22 protein-coding genes and 1 pseudogene are annotated in these 24,810 nt (G+C 68.5%); 15 read left to right on the top strand and 8 right to left on the bottom strand.

Features of this window, described 5'->3' with window-relative positions; genetic code table 11:
• Window positions 1-186: 186 nt before the first annotated feature.
• Complete coding sequence (locus FW784_RS04150; protein ID WP_425481585.1) at window positions 187-2,280, top strand: catalase; 2,094 nt, start codon at window positions 187-189, stop codon at window positions 2,278-2,280.
• A gap of 62 nt (window positions 2,281-2,342) precedes the next feature.
• Here FW784_RS04150 and FW784_RS04145 read toward each other — a convergent pair whose 3' ends face one another.
• Window positions 2,343-4,652 carry a DUF1631 family protein gene (locus tag FW784_RS04145; RefSeq protein WP_149352100.1) on the bottom strand — a complete coding sequence of 770 codons (2,310 nt, stop codon included), beginning with the start codon at window positions 4,650-4,652 and terminating at the stop codon, window positions 2,343-2,345.
• A 101-nt stretch (window positions 4,653-4,753) separates the two neighbouring features.
• Between FW784_RS04145 and FW784_RS04140 the strand changes: the two genes are divergently transcribed.
• Genes FW784_RS04140 through FW784_RS04120 form a run of 5 tightly spaced genes read left to right on the top strand, consistent with a single transcriptional unit; the run spans window position 4,754 to window position 8,285 of the window.
• A complete protein-coding gene (locus tag FW784_RS04140; RefSeq protein WP_149352099.1) occupies window positions 4,754-5,359 on the top strand; it encodes a nitroreductase family protein in 606 nt (201 codons plus the stop codon).
• Window positions 5,359-6,300, top strand: a complete 942-nt coding sequence (locus FW784_RS04135; protein ID WP_149352098.1) for a 5'-3' exonuclease — start codon at window positions 5,359-5,361, stop codon at window positions 6,298-6,300. The genes FW784_RS04140 and FW784_RS04135 overlap by 1 nt, the downstream gene beginning before the upstream one ends.
• A 30-nt stretch (window positions 6,301-6,330) precedes the next feature.
• Window positions 6,331-6,921, top strand: coding sequence for an NUDIX hydrolase (locus FW784_RS04130; RefSeq protein ID WP_149352097.1), 591 nt, complete (start codon window positions 6,331-6,333; stop codon window positions 6,919-6,921).
• Between the two features lie 27 nt (window positions 6,922-6,948).
• A complete protein-coding gene (galE, locus tag FW784_RS04125; RefSeq protein WP_149352096.1) occupies window positions 6,949-7,920 on the top strand; it encodes a UDP-glucose 4-epimerase GalE in 972 nt (323 codons plus the stop codon).
• 56 nt (window positions 7,921-7,976) lie between these two features.
• Entirely contained in the window at window positions 7,977-8,285 is a 309-nt protein-coding gene (locus FW784_RS04120; RefSeq protein WP_149352095.1) for a hypothetical protein, read from the top strand.
• A gap of 12 nt (window positions 8,286-8,297) precedes the next feature.
• Here FW784_RS04120 and pip read toward each other — a convergent pair whose 3' ends face one another.
• From pip to FW784_RS04100, 4 genes are all read right to left on the bottom strand, one after another.
• Entirely contained in the window at window positions 8,298-9,242 is a 945-nt protein-coding gene (gene pip / locus FW784_RS04115) for a prolyl aminopeptidase (RefSeq protein WP_149352094.1), read from the bottom strand.
• Between the two features lie 68 nt (window positions 9,243-9,310).
• Complete coding sequence (prmC, locus tag FW784_RS04110) at window positions 9,311-10,126, bottom strand: peptide chain release factor N(5)-glutamine methyltransferase (protein WP_149352093.1); 816 nt, start codon at window positions 10,124-10,126, stop codon at window positions 9,311-9,313.
• Window positions 10,127-10,151: 25 nt separating this feature from the next.
• Window positions 10,152-11,369: a GGDEF domain-containing protein gene (locus FW784_RS04105; protein WP_149352092.1), complete on the bottom strand. Its 1,218-nt coding sequence runs from the start codon at window positions 11,367-11,369 to the stop codon at window positions 10,152-10,154.
• A 232-nt stretch (window positions 11,370-11,601) separates the two neighbouring features.
• Window positions 11,602-14,283, bottom strand: coding sequence for a M1 family metallopeptidase (locus tag FW784_RS04100; protein WP_149352091.1), 2,682 nt, complete (start codon window positions 14,281-14,283; stop codon window positions 11,602-11,604).
• Between the two features lie 201 nt (window positions 14,284-14,484).
• Between FW784_RS04100 and ahpC the strand changes: the two genes are divergently transcribed.
• The 4 genes from ahpC (at window position 14,485) to FW784_RS04080 (ending at window position 18,398) form a co-directional block, all read left to right on the top strand.
• Window positions 14,485-15,048, top strand: a complete 564-nt coding sequence (gene ahpC / locus FW784_RS04095; protein ID WP_149352090.1) for an alkyl hydroperoxide reductase subunit C — start codon at window positions 14,485-14,487, stop codon at window positions 15,046-15,048.
• A gap of 125 nt (window positions 15,049-15,173) precedes the next feature.
• The gene (gene ahpF / locus FW784_RS04090) at window positions 15,174-16,763 is read left to right on the top strand and encodes an alkyl hydroperoxide reductase subunit F (protein ID WP_149352089.1); all 1,590 of its coding nucleotides are present in this window, start codon (window positions 15,174-15,176) and stop codon (window positions 16,761-16,763) included.
• Between the two features lie 53 nt (window positions 16,764-16,816).
• Window positions 16,817-17,752 (top strand): LysR substrate-binding domain-containing protein, encoded by a 936-nt coding sequence (locus FW784_RS04085; protein ID WP_149352088.1) that lies wholly within the window; start codon window positions 16,817-16,819, stop codon window positions 17,750-17,752.
• 4 nt (window positions 17,753-17,756) lie between these two features.
• Window positions 17,757-18,398 (top strand): hypothetical protein, encoded by a 642-nt coding sequence (locus FW784_RS04080; RefSeq protein ID WP_149352087.1) that lies wholly within the window; start codon window positions 17,757-17,759, stop codon window positions 18,396-18,398.
• A 6-nt stretch (window positions 18,399-18,404) separates the two neighbouring features.
• Here FW784_RS04080 and msrA read toward each other — a convergent pair whose 3' ends face one another.
• Window positions 18,405-19,064 carry a peptide-methionine (S)-S-oxide reductase MsrA gene (gene msrA, locus FW784_RS04075; protein ID WP_149352103.1) on the bottom strand — a complete coding sequence of 220 codons (660 nt, stop codon included), beginning with the start codon at window positions 19,062-19,064 and terminating at the stop codon, window positions 18,405-18,407.
• Between the two features lie 114 nt (window positions 19,065-19,178).
• Window positions 19,179-19,439 carry a putative signal transducing protein gene (locus FW784_RS04070; protein WP_149352086.1) on the bottom strand — a complete coding sequence of 87 codons (261 nt, stop codon included), beginning with the start codon at window positions 19,437-19,439 and terminating at the stop codon, window positions 19,179-19,181.
• Window positions 19,440-19,511: 72 nt separating this feature from the next.
• Between FW784_RS04070 and FW784_RS04065 the strand changes: the two genes are divergently transcribed.
• From FW784_RS04065 to FW784_RS04045, 5 genes are all read left to right on the top strand, one after another.
• A complete protein-coding gene (locus tag FW784_RS04065; RefSeq protein WP_149352085.1) occupies window positions 19,512-21,257 on the top strand; it encodes a glutamine--tRNA ligase/YqeY domain fusion protein in 1,746 nt (581 codons plus the stop codon).
• Window positions 21,258-21,280: 23 nt separating this feature from the next.
• Window positions 21,281-21,739: a hypothetical protein gene (locus tag FW784_RS04060; RefSeq protein ID WP_149352084.1), complete on the top strand. Its 459-nt coding sequence runs from the start codon at window positions 21,281-21,283 to the stop codon at window positions 21,737-21,739.
• Between the two features lie 5 nt (window positions 21,740-21,744).
• Window positions 21,745-22,320, top strand: a complete 576-nt coding sequence (locus tag FW784_RS04055; RefSeq protein WP_149352102.1) for a nucleoside deaminase — start codon at window positions 21,745-21,747, stop codon at window positions 22,318-22,320.
• Window positions 22,321-22,425: 105 nt separating this feature from the next.
• On the top strand, window positions 22,426-23,517 hold the full coding sequence (rlmM, locus tag FW784_RS04050) for a 23S rRNA (cytidine(2498)-2'-O)-methyltransferase RlmM (protein WP_149352083.1): 1,092 nt from the start codon (window positions 22,426-22,428) through the stop codon (window positions 23,515-23,517).
• A gap of 314 nt (window positions 23,518-23,831) precedes the next feature.
• The gene (locus FW784_RS04045; RefSeq protein ID WP_187770669.1) at window positions 23,832-24,482 is read left to right on the top strand and encodes an EF-hand domain-containing protein; all 651 of its coding nucleotides are present in this window, start codon (window positions 23,832-23,834) and stop codon (window positions 24,480-24,482) included.
• A 63-nt stretch (window positions 24,483-24,545) separates the two neighbouring features.
• On the opposite strand, the pseudogene FW784_RS14255 reads toward FW784_RS04045, so the two are convergent.
• Window positions 24,546-24,810: pseudogene (locus FW784_RS14255) on the bottom strand (UbiH/UbiF family hydroxylase); the annotation flags it as partial.

Below are 24,810 nucleotides of genomic sequence, written 5' to 3'. Positions count from 1 at the left end.
GTTACGCCATTCGTGCAGGTCGGAACTTACCCGACAAGGAATTTCGCTACCTTAGGATGGTTATAGTTACCAACGCCCGTTCCGGTCGCGCCCGAAGGTGCGCACGTCGCACCGCCCTCCGGCCTCGTGGGCTCGAGCACGCTCACCGAACGCAACGCCAACCCCAAGGCGGGCCGTGGCGCGCGCATCGGCGTGAATCCCACGGTCGACCCGCTCGACCGCGTGCGAGTCGACTCGACGGGGCAGGTGCTGACCACCAACCAGGGCGTGCCGATCGCCGACAACCAGAATTCGCTCAAGGCAGGACTGCGCGGTCCGGTGTTGCTGAAGGACTTCATCCTCCGCGAAAAGATCACGCACTTCGACCACGAACGCATTCCCGAACGCATCGTGCATGCGCGCGGCTCGGCGGCGCACGGCTTCTTCGAGTGCTACGAGCCGCTGACCGACATCACGATAGCCGCGCCGTTCCAGGCCGCCGGAAAGCGCACCCCGGTGTTCGTGCGCTTCTCGACCGTCGCCGGCGAGCGCGGCAGCAAGGACACGGCGCGCGATGCCCGCGGCTTCGCCACCAAGTTCTACACCGAGCAGGGCAACTGGGACCTGGTCGGCAACAACATCCCGGTGTTCTTCATCCAGGACGCGATGAAGTTCCCCGACCTCGTTCACGCGGTGAAGCCCGAGCCGCACCATCAGATGCCGCAGGCGGCGAGCGCCCACGACACGTTCTGGGATTTCGTCTCGCTGATGCCCGAGTCGACGCATATGCTGATGTGGGTGATGAGCGACCGCGGCATTCCGCGCAGCTACCGCACCATGCAGGGCTTCGGCGTGCACACCTTCCGGCTGGTCAATGCCGACGGCGAAGCCGTGTTCGTGAAATTCCACTGGTCGCCCGTGCTCGGCACGCACTCGCTCACCTGGGACGAGGCGGTGAAGATCTCCGGCGCCGATCCCGACTACCACCGTCGTGATCTCTGGGAAGCGATCGAAGCCGGCCAGTACCCGGAGTACGAACTCGGCCTGCAGATATTCACCGAGGAAGACGCGGCGAAGTTCAGCTTCGACGTCCTCGACGCCACCAAGATCGTGCCGGAGGAACTGGTGCCGGTGCGCCCCGTCGGCCGCATGGTGCTCGACCGCAATCCCGACAACTTCTTCGCCGAGACCGAGCAGGTCGCGTTCTGCACGGCGCACGTCGTTCCGGGCATCGACTTCACCAACGATCCGCTGCTCGCCGGGCGCATCCACTCGTATGTCGATACGCAGCTCTCGCGCCTTGGCGGGCCGAACTTCCACGAGATCCCCATCAATGCGCCGATCGCACCCGTGCACAACAACCAGCGCGACGGCCTGCATCGCCAGGCGATCAACCGCGGGCGCGTGAACTACGAGCCCAACAGCCTCGCCGGCGGTTGCCCGTTCCAGGCCGGGGGCGCCGGGTTCGTCGCGTTCCCGGAGCCGGTGCGCGGCAATGAACTGCGCGGCAAGCCCGAGAAATTCGCGGAGCACTACAACCAGGCGAAGCTGTTCTTCGATAGCCAGACGCCCGTCGAGCGTGCGCACATCATCGGTGCCTTCCGATTCGAGCTGAGCAAGGTGACGGTGCCGGCGATCCGCGAGCGCACGGTGTCGATGCTGGCGAACGTGTCGCGTGAACTCGCCGAAGGCGTAGCGGCGGGGCTCGGCATGGCGGTGCCTGCGCCGATGACCCCCGCGCTGGCGCGCGCCCCCAAGCCGGAGGTGCGCGAGTCCGATTCGCTTTCACTGTTTGCGCGTCCGGGCGACGGCTCCATCCGCACGCGCAAGATCGCGCTGGTGGTCGCCGATGGCGTCGACGCAGCGTCGGTAGCGGCGTTGCAGGCCGCGCTGCTTGCGCAGGGTGCCGTGCCCCGGCTGGTCGGGCCTCGCATCGGCCCCGTGCGTGGCAGCGACGGCACGATGCTCGACGCTGACGCGTCGATCGAGAACGAACCCGCGTTCCTGTTCGACGCGATGGTGCTGCCCGACGGCGATGCCGCTGTCGACGCCCTGATGGCGAACGGCCAGCTGCTGGAAGGACTGAAGGACCAGTACCGGCACTGCAAGACGATCCTGGCCTTCGGCGCATCGCAACGGCTTGTCGAGGCGGCGGGGCTCCCACCGACGCTGCCGGATGGCTCGCCGGATCCGGGCCTCCTGGTCGAGCCGGCATCGAACCGTGCGTCGATCGCCCGCTTCATCGCGGCCGTCGCGCGGCATCGCCATTGGGCGCGCGAGAGCGACCCGCCGCGCGTGTGACCGCCATGCAATGAAAAAAGCCCCGCAGGTGCGGGGCTTTTTCCTGTGGGCCTGCGAACGGATCAGGCAGCGGTGCGGATCTGCTGCTGGAGCTGCTCCATGGCCGCCTCGAACGGCGACTGCCCCGTCGCGATCGCGAGGCGTCCCTCCGCCCCCAGCACCGCGAGCTCGTCGATGCTCGCCGCCAGCACGCGCATGCCGCGGCGGTTCACCAGCAACAGGCGCGAGGTCAGCGGGCTCACCCATGCGACCTTGGCCGAGATCGGCTCGCCCTGCGCATCGCTCAGGCGCAGCCAAGACCCCACTTCAAGAGCACGGATCTTGCCGACCCACAGCGGATCGGCGCGCACGGTATCGGTACCGCCGGCGAGCCAAAGCCGGCTCTCCTGCTCGGGCTCGTCGCGCACCGGCGGCGGCATTGGGCGAACCCGGCGGGAAACGTCCGGATCGGCCAGGCCGCGCACGATACCGGCGAGTCCATGGCTGGCGGCAGTGGCATCCAGCCCCGACGACGCGAGGCACTCGGTCAGCGGCTCTTCAAGCGACAGCAGCTGGCGCACCAGCGCGTCGCCCATGGCGCGCGAGGCGAGGCCGTCGGCGTCGGCCAACGCGTCGCCCATCGCAATGGCATCGCGGAAGCGCACGCTGTCCTCGCCATCGCGGAGCAGCGTCTGCACCAGGTGGTGGCGCCACGGCGTGGTCAGGAAGTCGCCGACGGCCTGGGTCAGCGGCGTCTGCGCAAGGCGGCGCTGCAGCACGACGTCGGCACGCGTGCGTGCCTGCGCCAGTCGTTCGCGACCGTAGCTCGCCTTCGCTGCACGCTGCTCCTGAAGTTCCACGCGGCGGCGCTGCTGCGAGAGCAGGTCTTCAAGCTCGGCATAGGCCATTTCGAAGACGGAAACGTCCTCGTTGAACTCGGCGACGATCCGCTGCGACACCGCCGACGCACGTTCCAGCAACTCGCGCTCCTGCGGCGTGCTGCCGTTGTTGTCCTCGCATGCTTCCGTGAGCGCATCGAGCAGGCGGCGCGCCGGATGGCCACGCTCGACGAACATCGAGTCGTCGTTGATCGCCACCTTCAGGTACGGCAGCACGAGGCGCGCGTAGACGCGGCGGGCGCGCTCCTGCAGCGCATGCGTGCGGAACAGCGATTCGAACAACAGCGCGACCATGTCGACCGCATCCTCGTCGTTCGCCGACAGCGCGGTGTATTCCGGATGCAGCCCGAGGCGACGGGCGCCCTCGGCCAGGTAGCCGCGCATGGCCTCGGCCAGCTTGCCGGTGGTGCCGAGCGCGCGGGCGAAGACATCCGGCGGCTCGGCCTGCAGCACCGAGGCGATGCTGCTGATCTCGCGCGCCTGGAATTCGCGCATCGTCGGGGCCGCGTGTCCGCCAGGGCCGGCCATGCCGGCGGAGACCGGGAACCCGGGCACGCCGTACTGCAGCCCGACAGGTGCCTGCGAGAGGGAGCGCACGCCGCCGTGCTGCCGCTCCATGCGCCACAACCGCAACTGCTCGCGCAGCGGCTCGAGTTCGGTCGAATGACGGTGCGAACCCGTGCCGTCGCCGACCGACCGCGCGAGTGGCGACGGTGCGGGCGCGAACGGGGCCGATTGCGGGTACAACGGCGCCTGTGGCGGATACACCTGCTGCTGCGGCGTGAAGGCCTGCTCGGGCAGCTGTGGCGCCTTGGCGACGGGGGCGACGGCCTCCGGCTCTTCGCGCTCGAACTTCGCGATCGCAGCCGGCGCCCACGCATTCACGCCGTAGCCGGCGCGGTTGAGCACCGCGCCGAGGTTCGGATAGAGGGCGTCGAGGATCGGCACCAGCTGCTGCTGGAACTGGCGGAACAGCACGCGGCCGAGCGGCTCGGAAACACCCGACCCGCCGATCGAGGACACCAGCGTGGCGCACAGGCGGCTGGGCGAAACGGGGTTGGCACCGGTCGGAACGCGCATCGCCAGCGCGAGCTCTTCCATCTGGGTGCGAAGCGCGAGCAGCTGCGTCTGGTAACGCTTGTCCAGGATTTCGGTGAGCGCCTGTGCCTGCAGATGCAGGTCGATCATGTCCTCGTCGATCAGTCCGAGGGCAACGCCGGCGCGGATGAAGGGATTGCGGAACTCGTCGAAGCCCTGGGCGATCTGCTGGCGGAACGTCATCGTGTCGGATGCGTTGCGCGCGCGCAGGACGTTGAGGCCCGCGAGCTCGTGATAGGCGTCCGGGCCGGTCTCGGCGAATTCGCGCTCGGCGCCGATGTAGAGCACCGTCGGGAACGTGCCCATGCGTTCGACCGACAGCCGCTTGAGGGCCTCGAGCACGCGTGACGGGTCGAGGCGCGGATCGATTCCTTGTTCTGGGAACTGGTTGATCACGGCAACTCCAACGGGGGTCGCTGCTGTCGCAGGTTCGACTGGAAATGCAGGATAGTGGCAATGTGCGTCACTTCCTGCCCGTCTTCATCGATCTGTGAGCCATGTCCCAAGCGACTGAAACGACGCCGATAAGCGGTGACATTGAAGCGCTGAACGCGCTCGACGCACGACGCTCCGTACCCGCCATGCAATTGTGTGAGCCCGGTCCCGATCCAGCGCAGCTGATGCGCATGTTGCGTTCGGCAGTGCGTGTTCCCGATCACGGAAAGCGTGTTCCCTGGCGCTTCGTCCGCATCGCGGGCGACGCGCGCGCCGCGCTCGGCGAACGCCTCGCTGCGCGAACCCGCGAGCGCGATCCGCAGGCGAGCGACGCCGTGATCGAGAAGGATCGCCAGCGCTTCCTGCATGCCCCGATGGTCCTGGTGGTGGTCGCCGATCAGCGCGAGGACGCGAAGATCCCCGCCAGTGAGCGCCTGCTCAGCAGCGGCTGCGTATGCTTCGCACTGCTCCAGGCGGCACAGGCACTGGGCTTCGGCGCCTGCTGGCTCACCGGTTGGGCGGCCTACGACCCGGCGGTCCGTCGCATGCTCGGCATCGGCGAACAGGAAGTCGTCTCCGGCTTCATCCATATCGGTTCCGTCCGCCAGCGCGTACCCGAGCGCGATCGACCCGACCCCGCGCTGCTGCTCACCGAGTGGACCCCCTGATGACCCACGCGTCGACGACGCCCCGCACCGTTTACCTCGTCGACGCGAGCGTCTATGTCTTCCGTGCCTGGCATTCGATGCCGAACGAGTTCACGGATTCCGACGGCTGGCCGACGAACGCCGTGCACGGCTTTGCGCGCTTCATGCTGGAGCTGCTCGAGCGCACGACGCCGGACCACATCGTCGTCGCCTTCGACGAGGCGCTCGACACCTGCTTCCGCAATCGCATCTATCCGGCCTACAAGGCCAATCGCGATCCGGCGCCCGACGACCTGAAGCGACAGTTCGCGGCGTGTCGCGAGCTGTGCGTGGTGATGGGCATGACGGTGCTCGCGCATACCGATTACGAGGCCGACGACCTGATCGGAAGTGCGCTGCATTCGGTGCGCGCGCACGGCTTCCGCGGCGTGATCGTCTCGGCGGACAAGGACCTTTCGCAGCTGCTCGGCGAGCACGACGAGCAATGGGACTTCGCGCGGGCGCAGCGCTGGGGCGCGGCCGGCGTGCCGGCACGCCACGGCGTGCGCGCCGACCAGATCGCCGATTACCTCGCGCTGGCCGGGGATGCGATCGACAACATTCCTGGCGTTCCGGGCATCGGTGCGAAAACCGCCGCTGCGCTGCTCGGCCATTTCGGCACGCTTGACGAGGTGCTGCGCCGCGTCGAGGAGGTCCCCTACCTCTCGGCCATCCGTGGCGCCGCGCGTTGCGCGCAGCAGTTGCGCATGCACCGCGAACAGGCGCTGCTGTGCCGCGAACTCGCGACGATCGTGCTGCACGCGCCGTGCGAAGGCGCGGACGCGCATTTCCGCCGCGGCGAACCGCAGCGCGATCCGTTGCTCGCCCTGTGCGACCGCCTGCGCTTCGGCCCGCTCACGCGCCGCCGCATCCATGCCGCCTGCGGCCTCGCATTCATGCCGGCCGCATCGGCGAACGTCTAGCATCGACGGCAGTCCACGTTGCCCGCCCCCATGTCCGACGATCGCGACCTTCCCCTGACGCCCCTCTACGAAGGCCGCTGGCTGCGGTTGATGCAACGCGGCCGCTGGGAATTCGCCGAGCGCGTGCACGGCCAGGGCATGGCGGTGATCATCATCGCGGCCACGCCGGAAGACGAGGTGCTGTTCGTCGAACAGTTCCGCGTCCCGGTCGGCAAACGCACCATCGAAATGCCGGCCGGCCTTGTGGGCGACCAGCAGGACGACGACACGCTTTGCGAGGCCGCGCGGCGCGAGCTGATCGAGGAAACCGGGTACGAGGCGACGAACGTCGAAGTCCTGCTGGTGGGCCCGACGTCTGCCGGCATGAGCAGCGAGCGCATCGCCTTCGTGCGCGCCACCGGCCTGCGCCGCGTCGGCGACGGCGGTGGCGTCGACGACGAGCAGATCATCGTGCACCACGTACCGCGTGCGGACGCGCCGGCGTGGCTGATGCGCAAGTACGCGGATGGATTCGAAGTCGACCTCAAGCTCTGGGGCGGCCTGTGGATGCTCGAGCGCGACCCGGACGGTTCGCCCGCCGGCACGTCGTCTTCGCGGCCTGATTACGACAGCGCCGCTTAAATCCCTGCATTCCACAAGGAAGCGAACATGCACATCCTCGTCTGCGGCGGTGCCGGCTACGTCGGCTCGCACGCCTGCCTCGCGCTCTCGCGCGCCGGGCATGAAGTCACGGTGCTCGACAACATGCTCACCGGCCATCGGGAGGCGGTGCGCTGGGGGCCGCTGGTCGACGCGGACATCCTGCGGCCGGAGACCCTGGACGCGGCGTTCAATCGCAAAGTCGACGCGGTCATGCATTTCTGCGCGCGTTCGCTGGTGGGCGAGTCGGTGACCGATCCCTACGCCTACTACCAGAACAACGTCACCGGCACGCTCAACCTGCTGGAGGCCATGAAGCGCCACGGCGTCGACAAGCTCGTGTTCTCATCGACGGCCGCAGTGTTCGGCAACCCGGTCAGCGCAGTGATCGACGAGGAGCATCCGAAAACCCCGATCAACCCCTACGGCGCGTCGAAGCTGATGGTGGAGCGCGTACTCGCCGACGCGGCCACGGCATACGGCCTGCGCTCGGTGGCGCTGCGCTACTTCAACGCGGCGGGCGCGGCGGCCGACGAAGGCATCGGTGAGTCGCACGAGCCGGAGACCCACCTGATCCCGAATGCCCTCAAGGCCGCTGCCGGCGAAGGAGCCGGGCTGAAAGTGTTCGGTACCGACTACCCGACGCCCGATGGCACCTGCGTGCGCGATTACGTGCACGTGCTCGACCTCGCCGACGCACACCTGCGCGCGCTCGACTGGATGCAGCGCGAGGCCGGCGCACACCGCTTCAACCTCGGCAACGGCAACGGGTTCTCGGTTCTCGAGGTGATCGAAGCCGCGCGCAAGGTGTCGGGCCGCGACATTCCGTACGAAATCGCGCCGCGTCGCGCGGGCGACCCGCCGGTGCTCGTGGCGTCGAGTAGGCAGGCGCGCGAAAGACTCGGCTGGTCGCCGAAGTTCGAGCGCGTCGAGCCGATCATCGAGACGGCCTGGGCCTGGCACAAGGCGCCGGCGTACTGATGGCGCGCCGGCGTCGCCACCATCGCGGTACGCGCGCGGGACGACCGTCAGGCCGCATGCGCTGGCTCGCCCCGATCGTCCTTGGCGTGCTTGTGACCCTTGCGACCTCGGCCGTGCGCCAGCACACGATTGCGCGCTATGCCGACGTCGAGGCCTGCGCGAGCGGCTGCACCGTGGCGGCCGCGGGCTGGCCGCTGCCCTGGCTGGTCGACGATCCGGGACTGTCGCCGGCGAATCTCGTGTCGCTGCGCGGCGTCGTGTCCGGCGTCGACCGCCTGAACTACGAAGGGCTCGCGCTCGACGTGGTGGCGTGGGCGCTCGCGGCGTGGCTGGCGCTCGCCCTGCTCCGACGCGTTCGGCGCTGACACCGGCGCCCGCTAGCCCGCGAAGCGATCCGTCGCTTTAACCAGCGCGTCGATGTTCTCGGCTTCGAACGCGGAGTGTCCCGATGCCGGGTTGATCACCAGCTCGGCCTGCGGCCACACGCGATGCAGGTCGACCGCGTTCTGCACCGGGCAGACCACGTCGTAGCGGCCGTGCACGATGACGCCGGGGATGTGGGCCATGCGCGGAACGTCGCGCAGCAGCTGGTCGTCGGCGTCGAAGAAGCCTGCGTGCACGAAGTAGTGGTTCTCGATCCGCGCGAACGCGAGCGCGAATTCGGCTTCGTCGTGGGCCGCGGTGAACGCCGGATCGTAGTGCAGGAACGACGTGGCGCCTTCCCATACGCTCCACGCGCGCGCCGCGGCGAGTCGCGTGGCGGGATCGTCGCTGGTGAGCCGACGATGGTAGGCGCTGATGAAATCGTGGCGTTCGGCGGCCGGGATCGCCGCGACGTATTGCTGCCACGCCTCGGGGAACAGCCGCGATGCGCCCTCCTGGTAGAACCACTCGAGCTCCCAGCGACGCAGCATGAAGATGCCGCGCAGCACGAGTTCGGTCACGCGATCCGGATGCGTCTGCGCGTACGCGAGCGCGAGCGTCGAACCCCACGACCCGCCGAAAACCTGCCAGCGCTCGATGCCGAGCGTTTCGCGCAGGGTTTCGATGTCGGCGACGAGGTGCCACGTGGTGTTGTCGACGAGGTCGGCATGCGGCGTGGACTTGCCGGAGCCGCGCTGGTCGAACAGCACGATCCGGTACTTCGCGGGGTCATGGAACTGCCGCATCTTCGGGCTGCAGCCGCCACCGGGACCGCCGTGCAGGATCACCACGGGCTTGCCCTTCGGATTGCCGCACTGTTCCCAGTAGAGCGCGTGGCGGTCGTCGACCTGGAGCATGCCGCTGTCGAACGGCTCGATCTCGGGATAGAGGCGGCGCATGGGGGCGATTCGTGCGGGGACGCGGGCAGTCTAGTGCGTTGCGCCGGTGTACGGACGTGTCGGTCGACCTATCCCAGGCGACCCAGTGTCACGCGATCCCGGTGTTCGAGGTCGCGCGCGCTGGACACCTCGCACAGGCCCGCGCCGATGAAAAGCGCGCGCACTGCATCGCCCTGGTCGTAGCCGTGCTCGACCAACAGCCAGCCGCCGGCACGCAGATGGTTCGGCGCACCGGCGGCTAGCATGCGGATCGCGTCCAGCCCGTCCGCGCCCGACACCAGCGCCGACGACGGCTCGTGGCGCAGGTCGCCCTGTTCGAGATGTGGATCCCGCTCGGGAATGTAGGGCGGATTGCTCACGACGAGGTCGAAACGCGCGTTGCCCAGCGGCGCGAACCAGTCGCCCTCGACAAAGGTGATGTTGCGTAGCTGCAGACGCGTCGCGTTGCCCCGAGCTATGTCGAGTGCCGCTGCGCTGGCGTCCGTCGCGACAACGCGCGCCTCGGGACGCCCGGTCGCCAGCGCCAGCGCGATCGCGCCGCTGCCGGTCCCCAGGTCGGCGATGTCGCTGCGGCCGCCTGGCGCGCGCTGCAGCGCGAGCTCGACCAGCAGCTCGGTTTCAGGACGCGGGATGAGAACAGCCGGACCGACTTCGAGGTCGAAGGTCCAGAAGCCGCGGCGGCCGGTGAGGTAGGCGACGGGCTCGCCCGCTTCGCGGCGGGCGACGAGATCCTGGAACCTGTGGATGACCGCGGGCTCCGGCACGGCGTCGCCATGTGCGAGCAGCCACGCGGGCGTGCGACCCAGCACGTGTGCCAGCAGGTGCTCGCCCTCGCGGCCGTCCAGGCGCGTGCGCGCCTCGCGCAGGAGCGCGTCGATCCGCATGCGGCGGCTCCGCGGTAAGGGGCCGCTATGGTACGTCCAGCACGGCGTCGGCCGGCGCGGTGTTGCACGGCGCGGACATCGCGAATACGCGGTCGCGGCCCTCGTCCTTGGCTCGGTAGAGCGCGGTGTCGGCGCGGCGCATCGCCCGTTCCCAGTCCTCGTGCCCGCGCGCGAGCTCGGTGACGCCGAAACTCGCGGTGACCGTGCGCCCGATCGGCGCCATGGGCGTGTCCGACACCGACTGCCGCAGGCGTTCGGCGACCGCTACTGCGTCGTCGAGACCCGTGGACGGCAGCAGGATCAGGAATTCCTCGCCGCCGAGACGGAAAGCGGCGTCGACGTCGCGCAGGCCCAGCGCCACGCGCGCAGCGGTTTCGCAGATGACGTCGTCGCCGGCGCCGTGGCCGTAGGTGTCGTTGACCGACTTGAACGCGTCGATGTCGAGCATGATCAGCGACAGCGGCGCGCCGTAACGCTCGCAACGCGCCTGTTCGCGGGCGGCATGCTCGAAGAGCGAGCGCCGGTTGAACAGCCCCGTCAGCGGATCGCGATGCACCAGCCGACGCAGCTCAAGCTCCCTGTCGCGGAACATGAGCAGCGCGAGACCGACGGTGAGCACGGCGATGAAGACGAGCCCGAGCACGAACACAAGAGTCTGGAAGGGCTCGTGCGCGAACGTCGCATCGGGCGTATGCCGCCACAGCGCGTGGGCGATGCGCACGGCCAGCACGACCGCGTTGAACCCGAACGCGGAAGCGGCGACGAACTGGAAACGCTCGCCGCGCGCACTGCCGGAGCGCCATAGAAGGACGGCGGCGATGGCATCGAGCACCAGGTACAGGAAGCCGAGCACCACGATGCGGACGCGCATGTCCGCCCAGGCCTCGGGCGCGACGTAACCGGCGCTCGCGGTCAGCAAGGCCAGCGGAGCCAGCAACAGCCACCGCGGCGGCTTGCCGAGGAACGCACGAACGCCGGCGAGCAGCGACACGTGGACAATCGTCACCATCGCATTGGCCAGCGCCAGCGAGCCAACGCGTGGCATGGCGACATGGAAGGTCAGCGCCCAGTGGGCGAGCAGGTGCCCCACGGCTGCGGCGAGCCCGGCAAGTGCCCAATAGCGCAACGCGGGATTGCGCATGCCGGCCAGCCGGATGCCCACCATCGTGCCCGCCAGCAACAAGCCAGCGAGGCCCGTGACGAAGGCCAGCGTCGCGGTGTCCAACTGGCGGATCAGCTCCATTGTCGCCCTCGATGTTCAGCGCGACGCATGCAAGTTTCTTGCCACGGCCGCGTGTCGACGGTCCCGCTGCTATCTGCGCCGCGTCCTTTTCGCGGATACCTCCGGTCCGACCCGGCCCAGGCCGATGCCGCGGGTGACGCTCCGCGGCAGGCCGTGACCTCCCGATGTCAGGCTGCGCTGAACCTCGCAGGCGGGCGGGCGGCCGACGCCGCACGCCTCGCCCGCAGGGGCCCTAGCGTTTGGCGAAATCCAACGGCAACCCGGTGCGTGCCTGCTTCTGCGCCGCGCACAGGCGGATGGCCTCGACGGTCTGCTCGACCTCGCGCGGTCCGCCTTCGACCTTTTCCATGCGCGGCCCGAACTTGGCCTGCAGCGCGTCCGCTTCGGCGTCGCTGCACATGCCCGCCGAGTAGAGATTGACCATCGCGGCGCCTGCCGGCGCGAGGCGCGCCTCGAGCTCGCCGAAATGCGCGTCGACCCAGTCACGGAGCGCCGGCCGCGTCGCCGCGTCCGACAGCTGCCCGCCGACCGCCGGGAATATCTCGTTGCGACGTAGCAGGCCTTTCTCGAAGACCAGCGCGCGGGCGCGCGCGTCGAGCGCCGGCACGTGAGTCACGCTCATCGCCGACAGCAGCTCAGTGCGCAGCACCGCGTCCTGGCTGGCGCGGAACTGCTTCTCGGCGGCGTCGAATGCGGTGGCGCCGCCCTCCTGCAGCGCGACGGCCAGCGCCGTGTCGCGCAGGTCACGCGCCGCGGCGTCGAGCTGCGGCGCCGCGCCGTCGAGGCCGAGCACCTGTCGACCGAGCCGGTTCATCTCAGCGCGCACCGTGGCGTCCTTCAGGTCGATCGCGAAGAACTCGACGAGCGTGCTGCGCAGCAGCGCGTCGTCTTCGGCTTCACCGACCTTCGGCGACAGGCCGAGGCGATCCAGGCGCGGGCGATAGATCGCGGCGACCTTCGCGTGGAACGCTTCGCGCGCCTTGTCGTCGGCAAGCAGGTGCTCACCCATCCAGCCCGTGGCCGTCATGCCGGCCGTCGCGGTCTGGCGCACGTCGGCGTTGGCGAAGCGCGGCAGCGCGGCGAGCAACTGCGACGGCGTGAGGGTGCCTGCGCCATAGGCCGCGGTGACCGAGTCGGCGGCGACGCGCTGCTCGCGCTGGTCGAGCGAATCGAACGAATCATTGAGCGCCGCCTGCAGGGTCGGCGACAGCGCGAAACGGTAGTAGCCCGCGCCGTAGCCGTTCGGCATGACCCACTTCGGGCAGCTGCCCGCCTGCACGAGTTCCACGCGCGACTGCTTACCGGTAACCAGCGCCTTCTGCTCGCGGACGCTGTTGCCGTCCGCATAGCGGATCGTCATCGGCACGCCCCAGGTCTGGTCGGCGCTGGCGGTCGAGCCGATCGGGACGTAGCGCTGCTGGCTGATGTCGAGTGCCGGCACCTTGCCCGTGCAGTCGAGATTCACCGACACGTACGGCACGCCCGGCTGGTCGATGAAGCTGAAGAACGCCCTGGACACCGCGGCCGGGTCATCGCTTTGCCCGGCGAGCGCGTTGATCAGGTCGGCGCTCGTAGCGTTGCCGCGCGCGTGCGCCTTCAGGTACTTGCGGATGCCCTGGCGGAACTTTTCCTCGCCGATGTAGCGCTCGAACATCGCGAGCGTCGCGCCGCCCTTCTGGTAGGTGATGCCGTCGAACGCGGACTCGATGTCGCGGTAGTCGCGGATCGGCTCGTGGACGCGACGCGTCGACGCGAGGCTGTCGGCACCCATCGCACCGATCGCGCCTTCCAGCAGGCCGCGGTCCGTGTGCGCCTGAGGCTGCAGCTGGCCGTGGATCTTGTTGCCCATCCAGGTGGCGAAGCCTTCGTTGAGCCAGATGTCGTCCCACCAGCGGGTGGTGACGAGGTCGCCGAACCACTGGTGCGCGAGTTCATGGGAGCTAGTCCCCCAGAAAGACTGGCGACGGCCCACCGACGACGTCTGGTCCGGGAACATCAGCGAGTCGCGATAGACGATCAGGCCGGCGTTCTCCATCGCGCCCGCCCAGAAGTCCGGCGCCGCGAGGTTGTCGAGCTTGTCGAACGGATAGGCGATGCCGAAGTAGCTCTCGAGCGCGCGCAAGATTTCAGGCGTATGCGCGAGCGAGTACGCCATCCGGCCGCCCTGCCCCTTCGCGGCGATCCCGCGCAGGTGGATCGGCGCGGTGCGGTCACCGTTGGGCGCGATGTCCGGGCCCTGCACGACATCCCACGGGCCAACCGCAAACGCGACCAGGTAGCTCGGAAGCGCCTGGGTGCGTTTGAACGTGACCTTCTTCCAGCCGCCGGGCAGCGCCTCGGTCTTCGTTTCAGGGCCGTTGGCGACGGCGACGTCGTCCTTCGGGACGATCAGCGTCACCTCCCACGGCTGCTTGAAGCTCGGTTCGTCGAAGGAAGGGAAAGCAGTGCGCGCGCCGAGCGGCTCCATCTGCGTCATCACATAGTCGCGGCCGTCGGGCTTGACCTTGTAGGCGCCCTGCAGCTCGCCGTAGGGCGCGTCGAACGCGATGTCGAAAGTGGCCTTGCCCGCCGGCAGCGGTGAGCTGGACACCAGCTGCAGCACCCCCGAGGGATCGACCTGGCTCACGCGCAGAGGGAACGTCTTCTTGCCGACCCGCGCCCGGGCGCTGCGGATCGTGAGCCCGCGGCCGTGCATCCAGACGGTGTCGGTGGATTCGGCGATATCGGCCTGGATGCGCGTCGTGCCGCTCATGCCCGCCTGCTTCGGGTCGATCCTGAGTTCGAGCTGCACGAGTGAAGGCACCACGGTGCGCGGCAACGGACCCGTCGGAACGGCGGAACCGGCGGCATGCGCGGCAGCGCAGGCGGCGAGCGAAACGGCGAGGGCAAGGGCGCGGCGGCGCAGAAGATGCATTCGTTGGGTTCCCCGTGGGCGAACCACCGAGCGTAAGCGGACGGCGGCCGGGAACGTGCGGGCCGAAAGTCCCGGTCGACGGGGGCGACGCGCTCACTTCGATATGCAATTACTATCGAACCGATCGCACCAATCGATTTGATGCATGCATGGCACGGGGCTACGATGCGGGCCAGGTCATTCCCCCCAAAGGAGCTCGCGATGTCGCTGATCAACAAGCAGGTCCAGCCGTTCAAGGCAAACGCCTTCCACAACGGCAAGTTCATCGAAGTCACCGAGAAGTCGCTGCACGGCCACTGGTCGGTGATCGTGTTCATGCCCGCCGCGTTCACCTTCAACTGCCCGACCGAAGTCGAGGACGCCGCCGAGAACTACGCCGAGTTCCAGGCCAATGGCGCCGAGGTCTACATCGTCACGACCGACACGCACTTCTCGCACAAGGTCTGGCACGAGACGTCCCCGGCCGTGGGCAAGGCGACGTTCCCGCTGGTCGGCGACCCGACGCACCAGCTCACGCGCGCGTTCGACGTGCACATCGACGAGGAAGGCCTGGCGCTGCGCGGCACGTTCATCGTGAACCCGGAAGGCGTGATCAAGGCCTACGAGATCCACGACAACGCGATCGCGCGCGACATGAAGGAAGCGCTGCGCAAGCTCAAGGCGGCCAAGTACGTCGCCGAGCATCCGGGCGAGGTCTGCCCGGCGAAGTGGCAGCAGGGCGCGCACACCATCAAGCCGTCGCTCGACCTCGTCGGCAAGATCTGATTCGCCGGCAGGCCCGGGCTACATGCCCGGGCCTGCATCGTCGGATGCTTTCCCGAGGCCTTGGGTCACGAGGTCTCCGGCAAGCACCTGAACCGAGTTCCACAGCCTCCGTGGAGGGCCGCGCCATGCTCGACGACAGCCTCAAGTCGCAACTCGCCGCCTATCTGGAGAAGCTGCAGCAGCCGATCCGCCTGCATGCCTCGCTCGACGACGGCGACCCCTCGCGTGAACTCGAACGCCTGCTGCTCGACATCGCCGCGCTGAGCGACAAGGTCGCCTACGAGCGTACCGACGACTCGGACCGCCGCCCGTCGTTCGCGATCGTGCGCGAAGGCACGGACGTCGACGTGCGCTTCGCAGGTATCCCGCTCGGGCACGAGTTCACCTCGCTGGTGCTCGCGTTGCTGTGGGTCGGCGGCCATCCGCCGAAGGTGGAGGCCGATGTCATCGAGCAGGTGCGTGCGATCGAAGGGGAATACCGCTTCGAGACATACATGTCGCTCTCCTGCCAGAGCTGCCCCGACACGGTGCAGGCGCTGAACCTGATGAGCGTGCTGAATCCGAACATCCACCACGTCGCGATCGACGGAGCGTTGTTCCAGGACGAGGTCGAGTCGCGCGAGATCATGTCGGTGCCGACCATTTACCTCAACGGCGAGCCGTTCGACGCCGGCCGCCTGACGGTCGAGCAGGTGCTGGCCAAGCTCGACACCGGCTCCGTGGCGCGCGCAGCCGAATCGCTGGCGAAGAAGGACACGTTCGACGTCCTCGTCATCGGCGGCGGTCCCGCAGGTGCCGCGGCGGCCATCTACGCCGCTCGCAAGGGCATCCGCACCGGCGTGGTCGCGGAACGTTTCGGTGGCCAGGTCCTGGACACCATGGCGATCGAGAACTTCGTGTCGGTGTCGTACACCGAGGGCCCCAAACTCGCGGCTGCGCTCGAGCAGCACGTGCGCGAGTACGAGGTCGATGTCATGAACCTGCAACGCGCAAGCCGCCTCGTTCCGGCGACCCAGCCGGGCGGCGTCATCACCGTCGAGCTGGAGAACGGCGCGTCGCTGAATTCGAAGTCCGTGATCCTTTCCACCGGGGCACGCTGGCGCCAGATGGGCGTACCCGGCGAGGAGCAGTACCGCAACAAGGGCGTCGCCTATTGCCCGCATTGCGACGGCCCGCTTTACAAGGGCAAGCGCGTGGCCGTGATCGGCGGCGGCAACTCGGGCGTGGAGGCCGCGATCGACCTCGCCGGCATCGTCGCGCGTGTCACGCTCATCGAGTTCGACACGAAGCTGCGCGCCGACGAGGTGCTGCAGCGCAAGCTGCGGAGCCTGCCGAACGTGGAGATCGTGCTGAACGGTCAGAGCACGGAGGTGCTCGGCGACGGCTCGAAGGTGACGGGCCTGGTGCTGAAGGATCGTGCGTCCGGCGTCGCACGCACGGTCGAACTCGAAGGCATCTTCGTGCAGATCGGCCTGCTGCCGAACACCGAATGGCTCAAGGGCTGCGTGGCATTGAGCCCGCGCGGCGAAATCGTGATCGATGATCGCGGGGCCACCGACGTGCCCGGCGTGTTCGCGGCGGGCGACGCCACCACGGTGCCCTACAAGCAGATCGTGATCGCCATGGGCGCCGGCTCCACTGCCGCGTTGAGCGCGTTCGACCACCTCATCCGGACGTCGGCGCCCGCGGAAGCTTCGACTGCAGCGGCGGCCTGAGTGTTCCCGCGCATGCCATGGCGCGGCTGTGAGCCGCGCCCTACCATCGACGCATGAACCTGCGTGACCTGAAGTATCTCGTCGCCCTCGCCGAACACCGGCATTTCGGGCGTGCCGCACACGCCAGCTTCGTCAGCCAGCCCACGCTGTCGACCCAGCTGCGCAAGCTGGAGGACGAACTCGGTGTCACGCTGATCGAGCGCGCGCCGCGTCGCGTGATGCTCACGCCGGTGGGTCTGCAGATCGCCGAACGGGCGCGCGGCGTGATCGCGGCAGTGGACCAGATGTCGGAACTCGCGCGTCGCAGTCGCGACCCTGAAGCCGGCAGCGTGCGCCTGGGCCTGTTTCCGACGCTGGCCCCATACCTGTTGCCACATGTGCTGCCGCATGTGCGCGAACGTTTTCCGCGCCTGGAGCTGTTGCTGGTCGAGGAAAAGACCGACCAGATCCTGCAACGCCTGCGCGACGGCCGCCTCGACGCCGGCATCCTCGCGCTGCCACTCCATGACGACCAGCTTCGCGTGGAACCGTTGTTCGACGAACCGTTCGTGCTGGCCGTGCCGATAACCCACCCGATGGCGAAGCGGCGCACCCTGGCGGCCGACGACCTGCGCGATGCCGACCTGCTGTTGCTCGAGGAAGGCCACTGCCTGCGCGACCAGGCGCTGGACGTCTGCCGGCTCGCAGGTGCAGGCGAGCGCGACGGCTTTCGCGCGACGTCGCTGGAAACGTTGCGGCAGATGGTTGCCGCCGGCGTCGGCATGACGCTGCTGCCGATGCTGGCCGTGCAGCCGCCGGTGCCGGCGTCCGACGGGATTGCGCTGCTGACGTTCGCCGACGCGCCGCCGCACCGCCGCATCGCGATGGCGTGGCGTCGCAGTTCGGCGATGGACGGCTTCCTTGAACAGCTCGCAGCGATCTTTCGACAGCTGCCTGCACACCTGCTGCAACCACCGAAGCATGCCAGTGCGCGACCGCGGGGGGCCTGAGCGCATGCGTCGCGATCTGCTGGGGTTGCTGTGCGGTCTCGTGCTCGTCGGCTGGTGGCTTTCGCCGATCGGGCCACACCGCGCGCACGCTGCCGAGGCTGCAGGCGGTGCGCATGTCGCATGCCCGATGCCACCGTCCGTCGCGGCGTTCAATGCGCCACTGCAGAGTCCCGTGCCCGCCGGGCTCGCGCCTTTCCGGCTGCAGCCGGCGACGCTGCGGCCGCTTGCCGGTTTCAGCGTCGACGCGCGGGTGCTCTCGCGCGAGGACTACCGCAGCGGTCGCGAGGCGGACCTGTCGCCAACCGACCTCGCGCTCGGCTGGGGCCGCATGCGTGACGACTCGGTGCTCGCGCGCCTGGACGTGTCGCAGGGCGGTCGCTGGTATCGCTATCGCTGGTCGGACGCGCCGCCGATTCCGCCGGACGAGATCGTGCGGTCGAGCGCGAACATGCACGTGATTCCGGCGAATGAAGGCGTCGCGCGCGCGCTTGACCGCATCAAGAAGGGCGACCGCGTGCGCATGGACGGCTGGCTCGTCGAAGCCGACGCGCCCGACGGCTGGACCTGGCGCAGTTCGCTAACGCGCGACGACAGCGGCGACGGCGCGTGCGAGGTGGTCTACGCCTGCTCGTTGGAGGCGTACTGACCCGTCTCAGGCGGCTTGGATGCCCGCTCCGATCGGGCACGCCACGCCCGTCCCGCCGAGCCCGCAGTAACCGTTCGGAATCTTCGACAGGTACTGCTGGTGCTCGTCCTCGGCATAGAAGAACGGCGGTGCCGGATAGCGGATATCGGTGGTGATCTCGCCGAGGCCGGCCTCGCGCAGCCGCGCCTGGTAGGCAGCGCGGCTGGCGATCGCGGCGTCGTATTGCGCCTGCGTCGCGCAGTAGACCGCCGAGCGGTACTGGGTGCCGGCATCGTTGCCCTGCCGCATTCCCTGCGTGGGGTCGTGGCCTTCCCAGAACACCTTGAGCAACGCGTCGAAGCCGAGCTTCGCGGGGTCGTAGACCACCAGCACCGCTTCGGTGTGGCCGGTCATGCCGCTGCAGACCTCGCGATACGTGGGGTTCGGCGTCTGGCCACCGGAATAGCCGACCGCGGTGGTCTCCACGCCCGGCGTCGACCAGAACAGGCGCTCGGCGCCCCAGAAACAGCCCAGGCCGAACTGCACCTGTTCGAAGCCTGCGAAGTCGCCCTGGATCGGGCGGCCGTGTACGTGGTGCGCATTGTTCACGCGCATGGGCGTGTCGCGTCCGGGCAGTGCCTCGCCGTCGCGCGGCAGGCGCTGTTTGTAGGCGCCGATTCCCAGCAGTTTCTCCAGCATCGTTTCGATCCTCGTCGGCATGCGCGGGTGGGCGCCAGCGTCACACAGCGACCCCGACGCACTCGTGATGTGGACTACGTGGCACGCGCCGCCACGGATGCGTCAGCCTGGCTGCAGGCCCGGATCCCAGCCGAGCTCCGGCGCTTCGGGTGGGCTGCCGAAGTCCAGCGCGCGCACCACGGCGTCAGCTTCGGGCCACGCCGCGTCCGGCACGCAGACCTGCAGCATCCCGTGAAGCGGCAGTTCGCCGATGCCGCCCATCAACGCCTCACCGCGGATGAATACCGGAATGCCGGCGTCCTCCAGCGCGTGCCTCACCAGGTGCGCGTCGATCAGGTTGGCGGCGTCATAGACGGGAATCATTGCGGGCTCGCGGCGGGCCGGAAGGGCCTTCTTCGTTAAACTGCGGGCTTCCCCACGCGGTTGCAAGCCTGCATGTCCAGTTCGCCCGAGAACGCAGCGCCCGAATCCGGCGTCAAGAACGACTTCATCCGCCAGATCGTTCGCGAGGACCTCGCGGCCGGCACGCATGCCGCCATCCGTACGCGCTTTCCGCCGGAGCCCAACGGCTACCTGCACATCGGGCACGCGAAGGCGATCTGTCTCGACTTCGGCATCGCCCAGGAATTCGGCGGCAGCTGCAACCTGCGCCTCGACGACACCAACCCGGCCAAGGAAGACCCCGAGTACGTGCGCGCGATCCAGGACGACGTGCGCTGGCTCGGCTTCAAGTGGCACGCGCTGCGCCACGCGTCGGACTACTTCGAGGTGTTCTACCTTGCCGCCGAAAAGCTGATCGCGCAGGGCGATGCGTACGTCGATGATCTCAGCGCCGACGAAGTGCGCACCTATCGCGGCTCGCTCACCGAGCCCGGCCGCCCGTCGCCGTTCCGCGACCGCAGCGTCGACGAGAACCTCGACCTGTTCCGCCGGATGCGTGCCGGCGAATTCGCCGACGGCACGCGCACGCTGCGCGCGAAGATCGACATGGCCAGCGGCAACATCAACCTGCGCGACCCGGCGCTGTACCGCATCAAGCACGTCGAGCACCAGAACACCGGCAATGCGTGGCCCATCTATCCGATGTACGACTTCGCGCACTCGCTGAGCGACGCGATCGAAGGCATCACGCATTCGCTCTGCACGCTCGAGTTCGAGGATCACCGTCCGCTCTACGACTGGTGCGTCGACAAGGTCGACCTCGTCAACCATCCGGCGCTCCTGCAGCCGCTCGTCGACAAGGGCTTCCCCCGCGAGGCCGCCAAGCCGCGCCAGATCGAGTTCTCGCGACTGAACTTCAACTACCTCGTGATGAGCAAGCGCAAGCTGATGACGCTGGTGACCGAAGGCCTGGTCGACGGCTGGGACGATCCGCGCATGCCGACGCTGCAGGGCATCCGCCGTCGCGGCTACACGCCCGGCGCGCTGAAGCTGATGGTCGACCGCGTCGGCATCTCCAAGCAGAACTCGCTGCTGGACATCTCGATCCTCGAAGGTGCTTTGCGCGACGACCTCGACGCAGCGGCGCAGCGGCGCATGGGTGTCGTCGATCCACTCAAGCTCGTGCTGACGAACTTGTCGGACGGACATGAGGAATCGCTGACGTTCTCGAACCACCCGAAGGACGAATCGGCAGGCGAGCGAGCGGTGCCGTTTTCGAACGTGTTGTGGATCGAGCGCGAGGACTTCGAGGAAGTACCGCCGAAGGGCTTCAAGCGCCTCACCGTCGGCGGCGACGTGCGCCTGCGCGGCGCGGGCATCGTGCGCTGCGACGCAGTGATAAAGGACGCCGACGGCCGCGTGGTCGAGGTGCGCTGCACGCTTGATCCCGAATCCCGGCCCGGCATGGAAGGCGCCAACCGCAAGGTGAAGGGCACCATCCATTGGGTGAGCGCGAACCATGCGCTGGAAGCCGAGATTCGCCTGTACGACCGCCTGTTCACCGTCGCCAACCCGGACACCGACGAAGGCGGCCGGACGTATCGCGACTATCTCAACACCGAATCGCGGCGCGTGGTGACCGGTTATGTTGAGCCGTCAGCGGCGCAGTTGGCGCCAGAGACCAGCGTCCAGTTCGAGCGCGTTGGCTACTTCGTCGCTGATCGCTACGACCATCGCGCCGACCGCCCCGTGTTCAACCGCAGCGTCACGCTGCGCGACACGTGGGCGGGCAAGGTCTGAGCTGCATGCAAAGGAGACCCGTCATGCGCACGTTGCTGCCCGCGTTGCTCGCACTATCGGCGCTCGCCGCCTGCGCGCCTGCGCCCGTCTCGTCGAATGCCGCGGCGCCGGCGGCGCCCGTGCGTTCGCTCGCGCAGGCGCAGCCGGCACCGGCGTCGCCTACGGGCATCCCCGGGCGAACGCGCCCCGCGCCGCCGATGAGCAAGCCCCTGCCGCCGCAGCGCGTCGATGCACCTGCCGCGCCCCATCCGTCCACCGCCTGCCGCAGCGACGCCGACTGCGTGGTGAAGGATGTCGGCAGCTGCTGCGGCGTGAACCCGGCCTGCGTCAACAAGGACGCCAAGGTCGACCCCGAGTCGGTGCGTGCGGACTGCGCGGCACGCGGAATGGCATCAGTCTGCGGCTTCGCGGACATCAAGAGTTGCAGTTGCGACGCGGGCACCTGCCGAGGCAACAGCGCATCAACCCCGGTGACCCGATGACGATGATGCTGTACGCGCAGGTACACCTCACCCTGCCGGCCTGGGTGCACGATGCCGTCGACAATACGCGCGCCTACGAGGGCGATGACGCCAAGGTGGCGCTCGCCATCGGCCTGTCGCGTCGCAATGTCGAGGGCAACAGCGGTGGCCCGTTCGGGGCCGCGGTGTTCGGCCCGGACGACCGCATCATCGCCGTGGGCGTCAACCGCGTCCTGCCGCATTCGTGCTCGGTCGCGCATGCCGAGACCATGGCCTACATGCTCGCGCAGCAGCGCACGCAGCGGCCGCGGCTCAATGAAGCGGCGCCGGGTGAGCGCGTCGGCCCGATCACGCTGGCGACGTCCGCGCAGCCCTGCTGCCAGTGTTACGGCGCGACCGTCTGGGCCGGTATCGATCGCCTGTTGATCGGCGCGCGCAGCGAGGATGTCGAGGCGCTCACCGAGTTCGACGAAGGCCCGTTGCCGGCCGATTGGGTCGGCGAACTGGAACGACGCGGCATCGCCGTGGTGCGCGACGTGCAGCGCGAAGCCGCCTGCGACGTCCTGCGCATGTACGCGAATCTCGGCGGAGCGCGCTATTGATCGACGAGCCGGGCTGACCAGGGCGGCGTCGCTGTTGCTCGGCGACCGTCGTTGCGCACTACCGAACAACCGTCGCGATCGACCCCGCTTCCACCAAGGCGTGCCATGCAGCTTTCCTCCCCCGCCCTTCTCGCCTACTGCCGCGCCGGTTTCGAACCCGAGATCGCCGCAGAGCTGACCGAACGCGCGGGTGCCGCGGGTTTCGCCGGTTATGCGCGCACCGAGCGCGGTAGCGGTTTTGCCCGCTACATGTGCGACGACGCCGAAGCCCTTTCGCACGCGCTTCCGTTCCGCGACCTGATCTTCGCGCGGCAAAAGCTGGTCGCGTTCGCGGAGTTGCCTACCCTCGGCGCGCAGCCCGGCGCCAAGCCCGACCGTGTCGGCGCGATCATCGATGCGATGGCCGCGACGCTTGGCAATCCAACGCTCCGCTTCGGCGAAGTCCATGTCGAACACGCCGACAGCGATGAGGGCAGACCGCTCGCGGGTCTTTCGCGTGCGCTCGGAAATGCACTGCGCCCCGTGCTGCGCGAAGCCGGCTGGCTGACGCATATCGACTCGCCCGCGCGCCCGCGACTGCATGTGATGCTCGAAACCGGGGACCATGCGCACCTCGCGATCGCCGATCCGAGCGACAGCAGCCCGTTCCCGATGGGCATCCCACGCCTGCGCGCGAACCCGCAGGCCCCGAGCCGCTCCGCGCTGAAGCTCGAAGAGGCATTCCTGACGTTGCTGGATGCCGACGAACGCACTGCATGGCTCAACGACAACTATGTCGCTGCAGACCTGGGCGCCGCGCCGGGCGGCTGGAGTTGGGTGTTGATGCGTCATGGCCTGCGCGTCACCAGCGTCGACAACGGTCCGATGGCACAGCATCTGCTCGACAGTGGCCGCGTCGAACACCTTCGCGCCGATGGCTTCGTGTGGCATCCCAAACGCATGCTCGACTGGATGGTCTGCGACATGGTCGAACAGCCGCGTCGCGTGGCCGAACGCATGGCGACCTGGTTGCGCGAAGGCTGGTGCCGACACACCGTCTTCAACCTTAAACTGCCGATGAAAAAGCGTTGGGACGAGACCATGCACTGCTTGTCGCTGTTCGAGGAACAGGTCGAAAAGCCGGTCGTCTGGCGCGCAAAGCAGCTTTACCACGACCGCGAGGAGATTACGGTTTTCGCGCACACGCGCAGCCCGTAAAAGCACCTGTCGCTTGTACGCCGACTTGACCTGCGCAGGTGTAGCGTGGCCGCACTGTCTCGGAGTACTCGACGATGAAAACGAAGATGCAGGCGGCCTTGGCAGCCGCGATCACTCTGACGCTTGGCCTGTCGGTCGCGGGTGCGCAGAGCACGACCGGATCGGGAAGCAGCACGGCCAGCACGGCGCAGTCCACCCCTGCCAACCCCTACAAGGAAGCTTCCAAGTCGACGCGGCCGGAGACGACGCGTTCGAGCAGCAGGCCCAGTGCGAAGCGGGCCTCGGGCACGGAAAGCTCGGCGGCTATGGGCGACATGAAAAAGTCCACCGCCGCTGACACGGGCATGGCTGACGAGAACGAGATGCACTCGAAGGCCAGCGGCAAGCACGTGGCCACCGCCACCCATGCCAGCTCCGCGAAGAGCAAGCATGCGCGAACCGCGCACCACGCCACGAAGAACAAGCATGCGCGAACCGCGCACCACGCCACGAAGAAGTCGAAGTCGCGTGAGTCGACAGCGCGCGCTGGCACCTCCGAGCGCAGCGGCGTTTCGGTTGCACCGGTGAGCACCGCGATGATCTATCCCGACGGCCGCGTGGTCGCAGTCCAGCCGTCCTCGGCCGCGTCCGACGCGATGATGGGTAGCGGCGTATCGGCCGGCACCACGTCGAGCGGCAGCGGCACGATGTCCGGGATGCAGGGCGGCGCCGCGAGCCGTCCGGCCCCGACCTCTGCGCCGACACCCGCCGAGCGAAGCAGCAGGGCCGACGCCATGGCCGGCACCGGGATGGCGAGCGGCGCGGATTTCGGCAGCCTGGATCGCGACAGCAACGGCTGGTTGTCACCTTCCGAGGCCAAGGGCATTTCCGGCCTCAACTTCAGGCGCGCGGACACCAATCGCGACGGACACCTGTCGCCGGAGGAGTTGTCGGCGTGGCTGGCCACGCACAGCGGCGGTCGCTGATATCGCGCACCGACGGCATTTGCGTTGAATCGACGGCCCCGCCACACGCGGGGCCGTTTCCTGTCAGAGCCCGGCAGCCTCGCGCCACAGCGCGTGCTGAAGAGGCGGCAGCGCGTTTGCGAGCCCGAGCAACCGGCCACGCAACAACGTCGGCAGCAGCGATTCGTTCGTGAAAGCGCGATGGATCGCCTCGAACGCATGTGCCGCGCGGGCGACTTGGCTGCGACGCTCGCGTGCCCAACGCGACAACCGTGACGCCGCCGGATCCACGTCGCGTCCCGGACGCGGCAGTGCGCGTCGCAGCGCGGCGACGTCGCGCAGGCCCAGG

Source organism: Cognatilysobacter lacus (assembly GCF_008274655.1).
Taxonomy (GTDB): domain Bacteria; phylum Pseudomonadota; class Gammaproteobacteria; order Xanthomonadales; family Xanthomonadaceae; genus Cognatilysobacter; species Cognatilysobacter lacus.
This window is presented reverse-complemented; position numbering and strand designations above follow the sequence as displayed.

Coding starts and splice junctions, on each gene's coding strand:
- FW784_RS04140 (WP_149352099.1), top strand. CDS start 4,754: ATGTCCCAAGCGACTGAAACGACGCCGATAAGCGGTGACATTGAAGCG.
- FW784_RS04135 (WP_149352098.1), top strand. CDS start 5,359: ATGACCCACGCGTCGACGACGCCCCGCACCGTTTACCTCGTCGACGCG.
- FW784_RS04130 (WP_149352097.1), top strand. CDS start 6,331: ATGTCCGACGATCGCGACCTTCCCCTGACGCCCCTCTACGAAGGCCGC.
- galE (WP_149352096.1), top strand. CDS start 6,949: ATGCACATCCTCGTCTGCGGCGGTGCCGGCTACGTCGGCTCGCACGCC.
- FW784_RS04120 (WP_149352095.1), top strand. CDS start 7,977: ATGCGCTGGCTCGCCCCGATCGTCCTTGGCGTGCTTGTGACCCTTGCG.
- pip (WP_149352094.1), bottom strand. CDS start 9,242: ATGCGCCGCCTCTATCCCGAGATCGAGCCGTTCGACAGCGGCATGCTC.
- prmC (WP_149352093.1), bottom strand. CDS start 10,126: ATGCGGATCGACGCGCTCCTGCGCGAGGCGCGCACGCGCCTGGACGGC.
- FW784_RS04105 (WP_149352092.1), bottom strand. CDS start 11,369: ATGGAGCTGATCCGCCAGTTGGACACCGCGACGCTGGCCTTCGTCACG.
- FW784_RS04100 (WP_149352091.1), bottom strand. CDS start 14,283: ATGCATCTTCTGCGCCGCCGCGCCCTTGCCCTCGCCGTTTCGCTCGCC.
- ahpC (WP_149352090.1), top strand. CDS start 14,485: ATGTCGCTGATCAACAAGCAGGTCCAGCCGTTCAAGGCAAACGCCTTC.
- ahpF (WP_149352089.1), top strand. CDS start 15,174: ATGCTCGACGACAGCCTCAAGTCGCAACTCGCCGCCTATCTGGAGAAG.
- FW784_RS04085 (WP_149352088.1), top strand. CDS start 16,817: ATGAACCTGCGTGACCTGAAGTATCTCGTCGCCCTCGCCGAACACCGG.
- FW784_RS04080 (WP_149352087.1), top strand. CDS start 17,757: ATGCGTCGCGATCTGCTGGGGTTGCTGTGCGGTCTCGTGCTCGTCGGC.
- FW784_RS04070 (WP_149352086.1), bottom strand. CDS start 19,439: ATGATTCCCGTCTATGACGCCGCCAACCTGATCGACGCGCACCTGGTG.
- FW784_RS04065 (WP_149352085.1), top strand. CDS start 19,512: ATGTCCAGTTCGCCCGAGAACGCAGCGCCCGAATCCGGCGTCAAGAAC.
- FW784_RS04060 (WP_149352084.1), top strand. CDS start 21,281: ATGCGCACGTTGCTGCCCGCGTTGCTCGCACTATCGGCGCTCGCCGCC.
- FW784_RS04055 (WP_149352102.1), top strand. CDS start 21,745: ATGCTGTACGCGCAGGTACACCTCACCCTGCCGGCCTGGGTGCACGAT.
- rlmM (WP_149352083.1), top strand. CDS start 22,426: ATGCAGCTTTCCTCCCCCGCCCTTCTCGCCTACTGCCGCGCCGGTTTC.
- FW784_RS04045 (WP_187770669.1), top strand. CDS start 23,832: ATGAAAAAGTCCACCGCCGCTGACACGGGCATGGCTGACGAGAACGAG.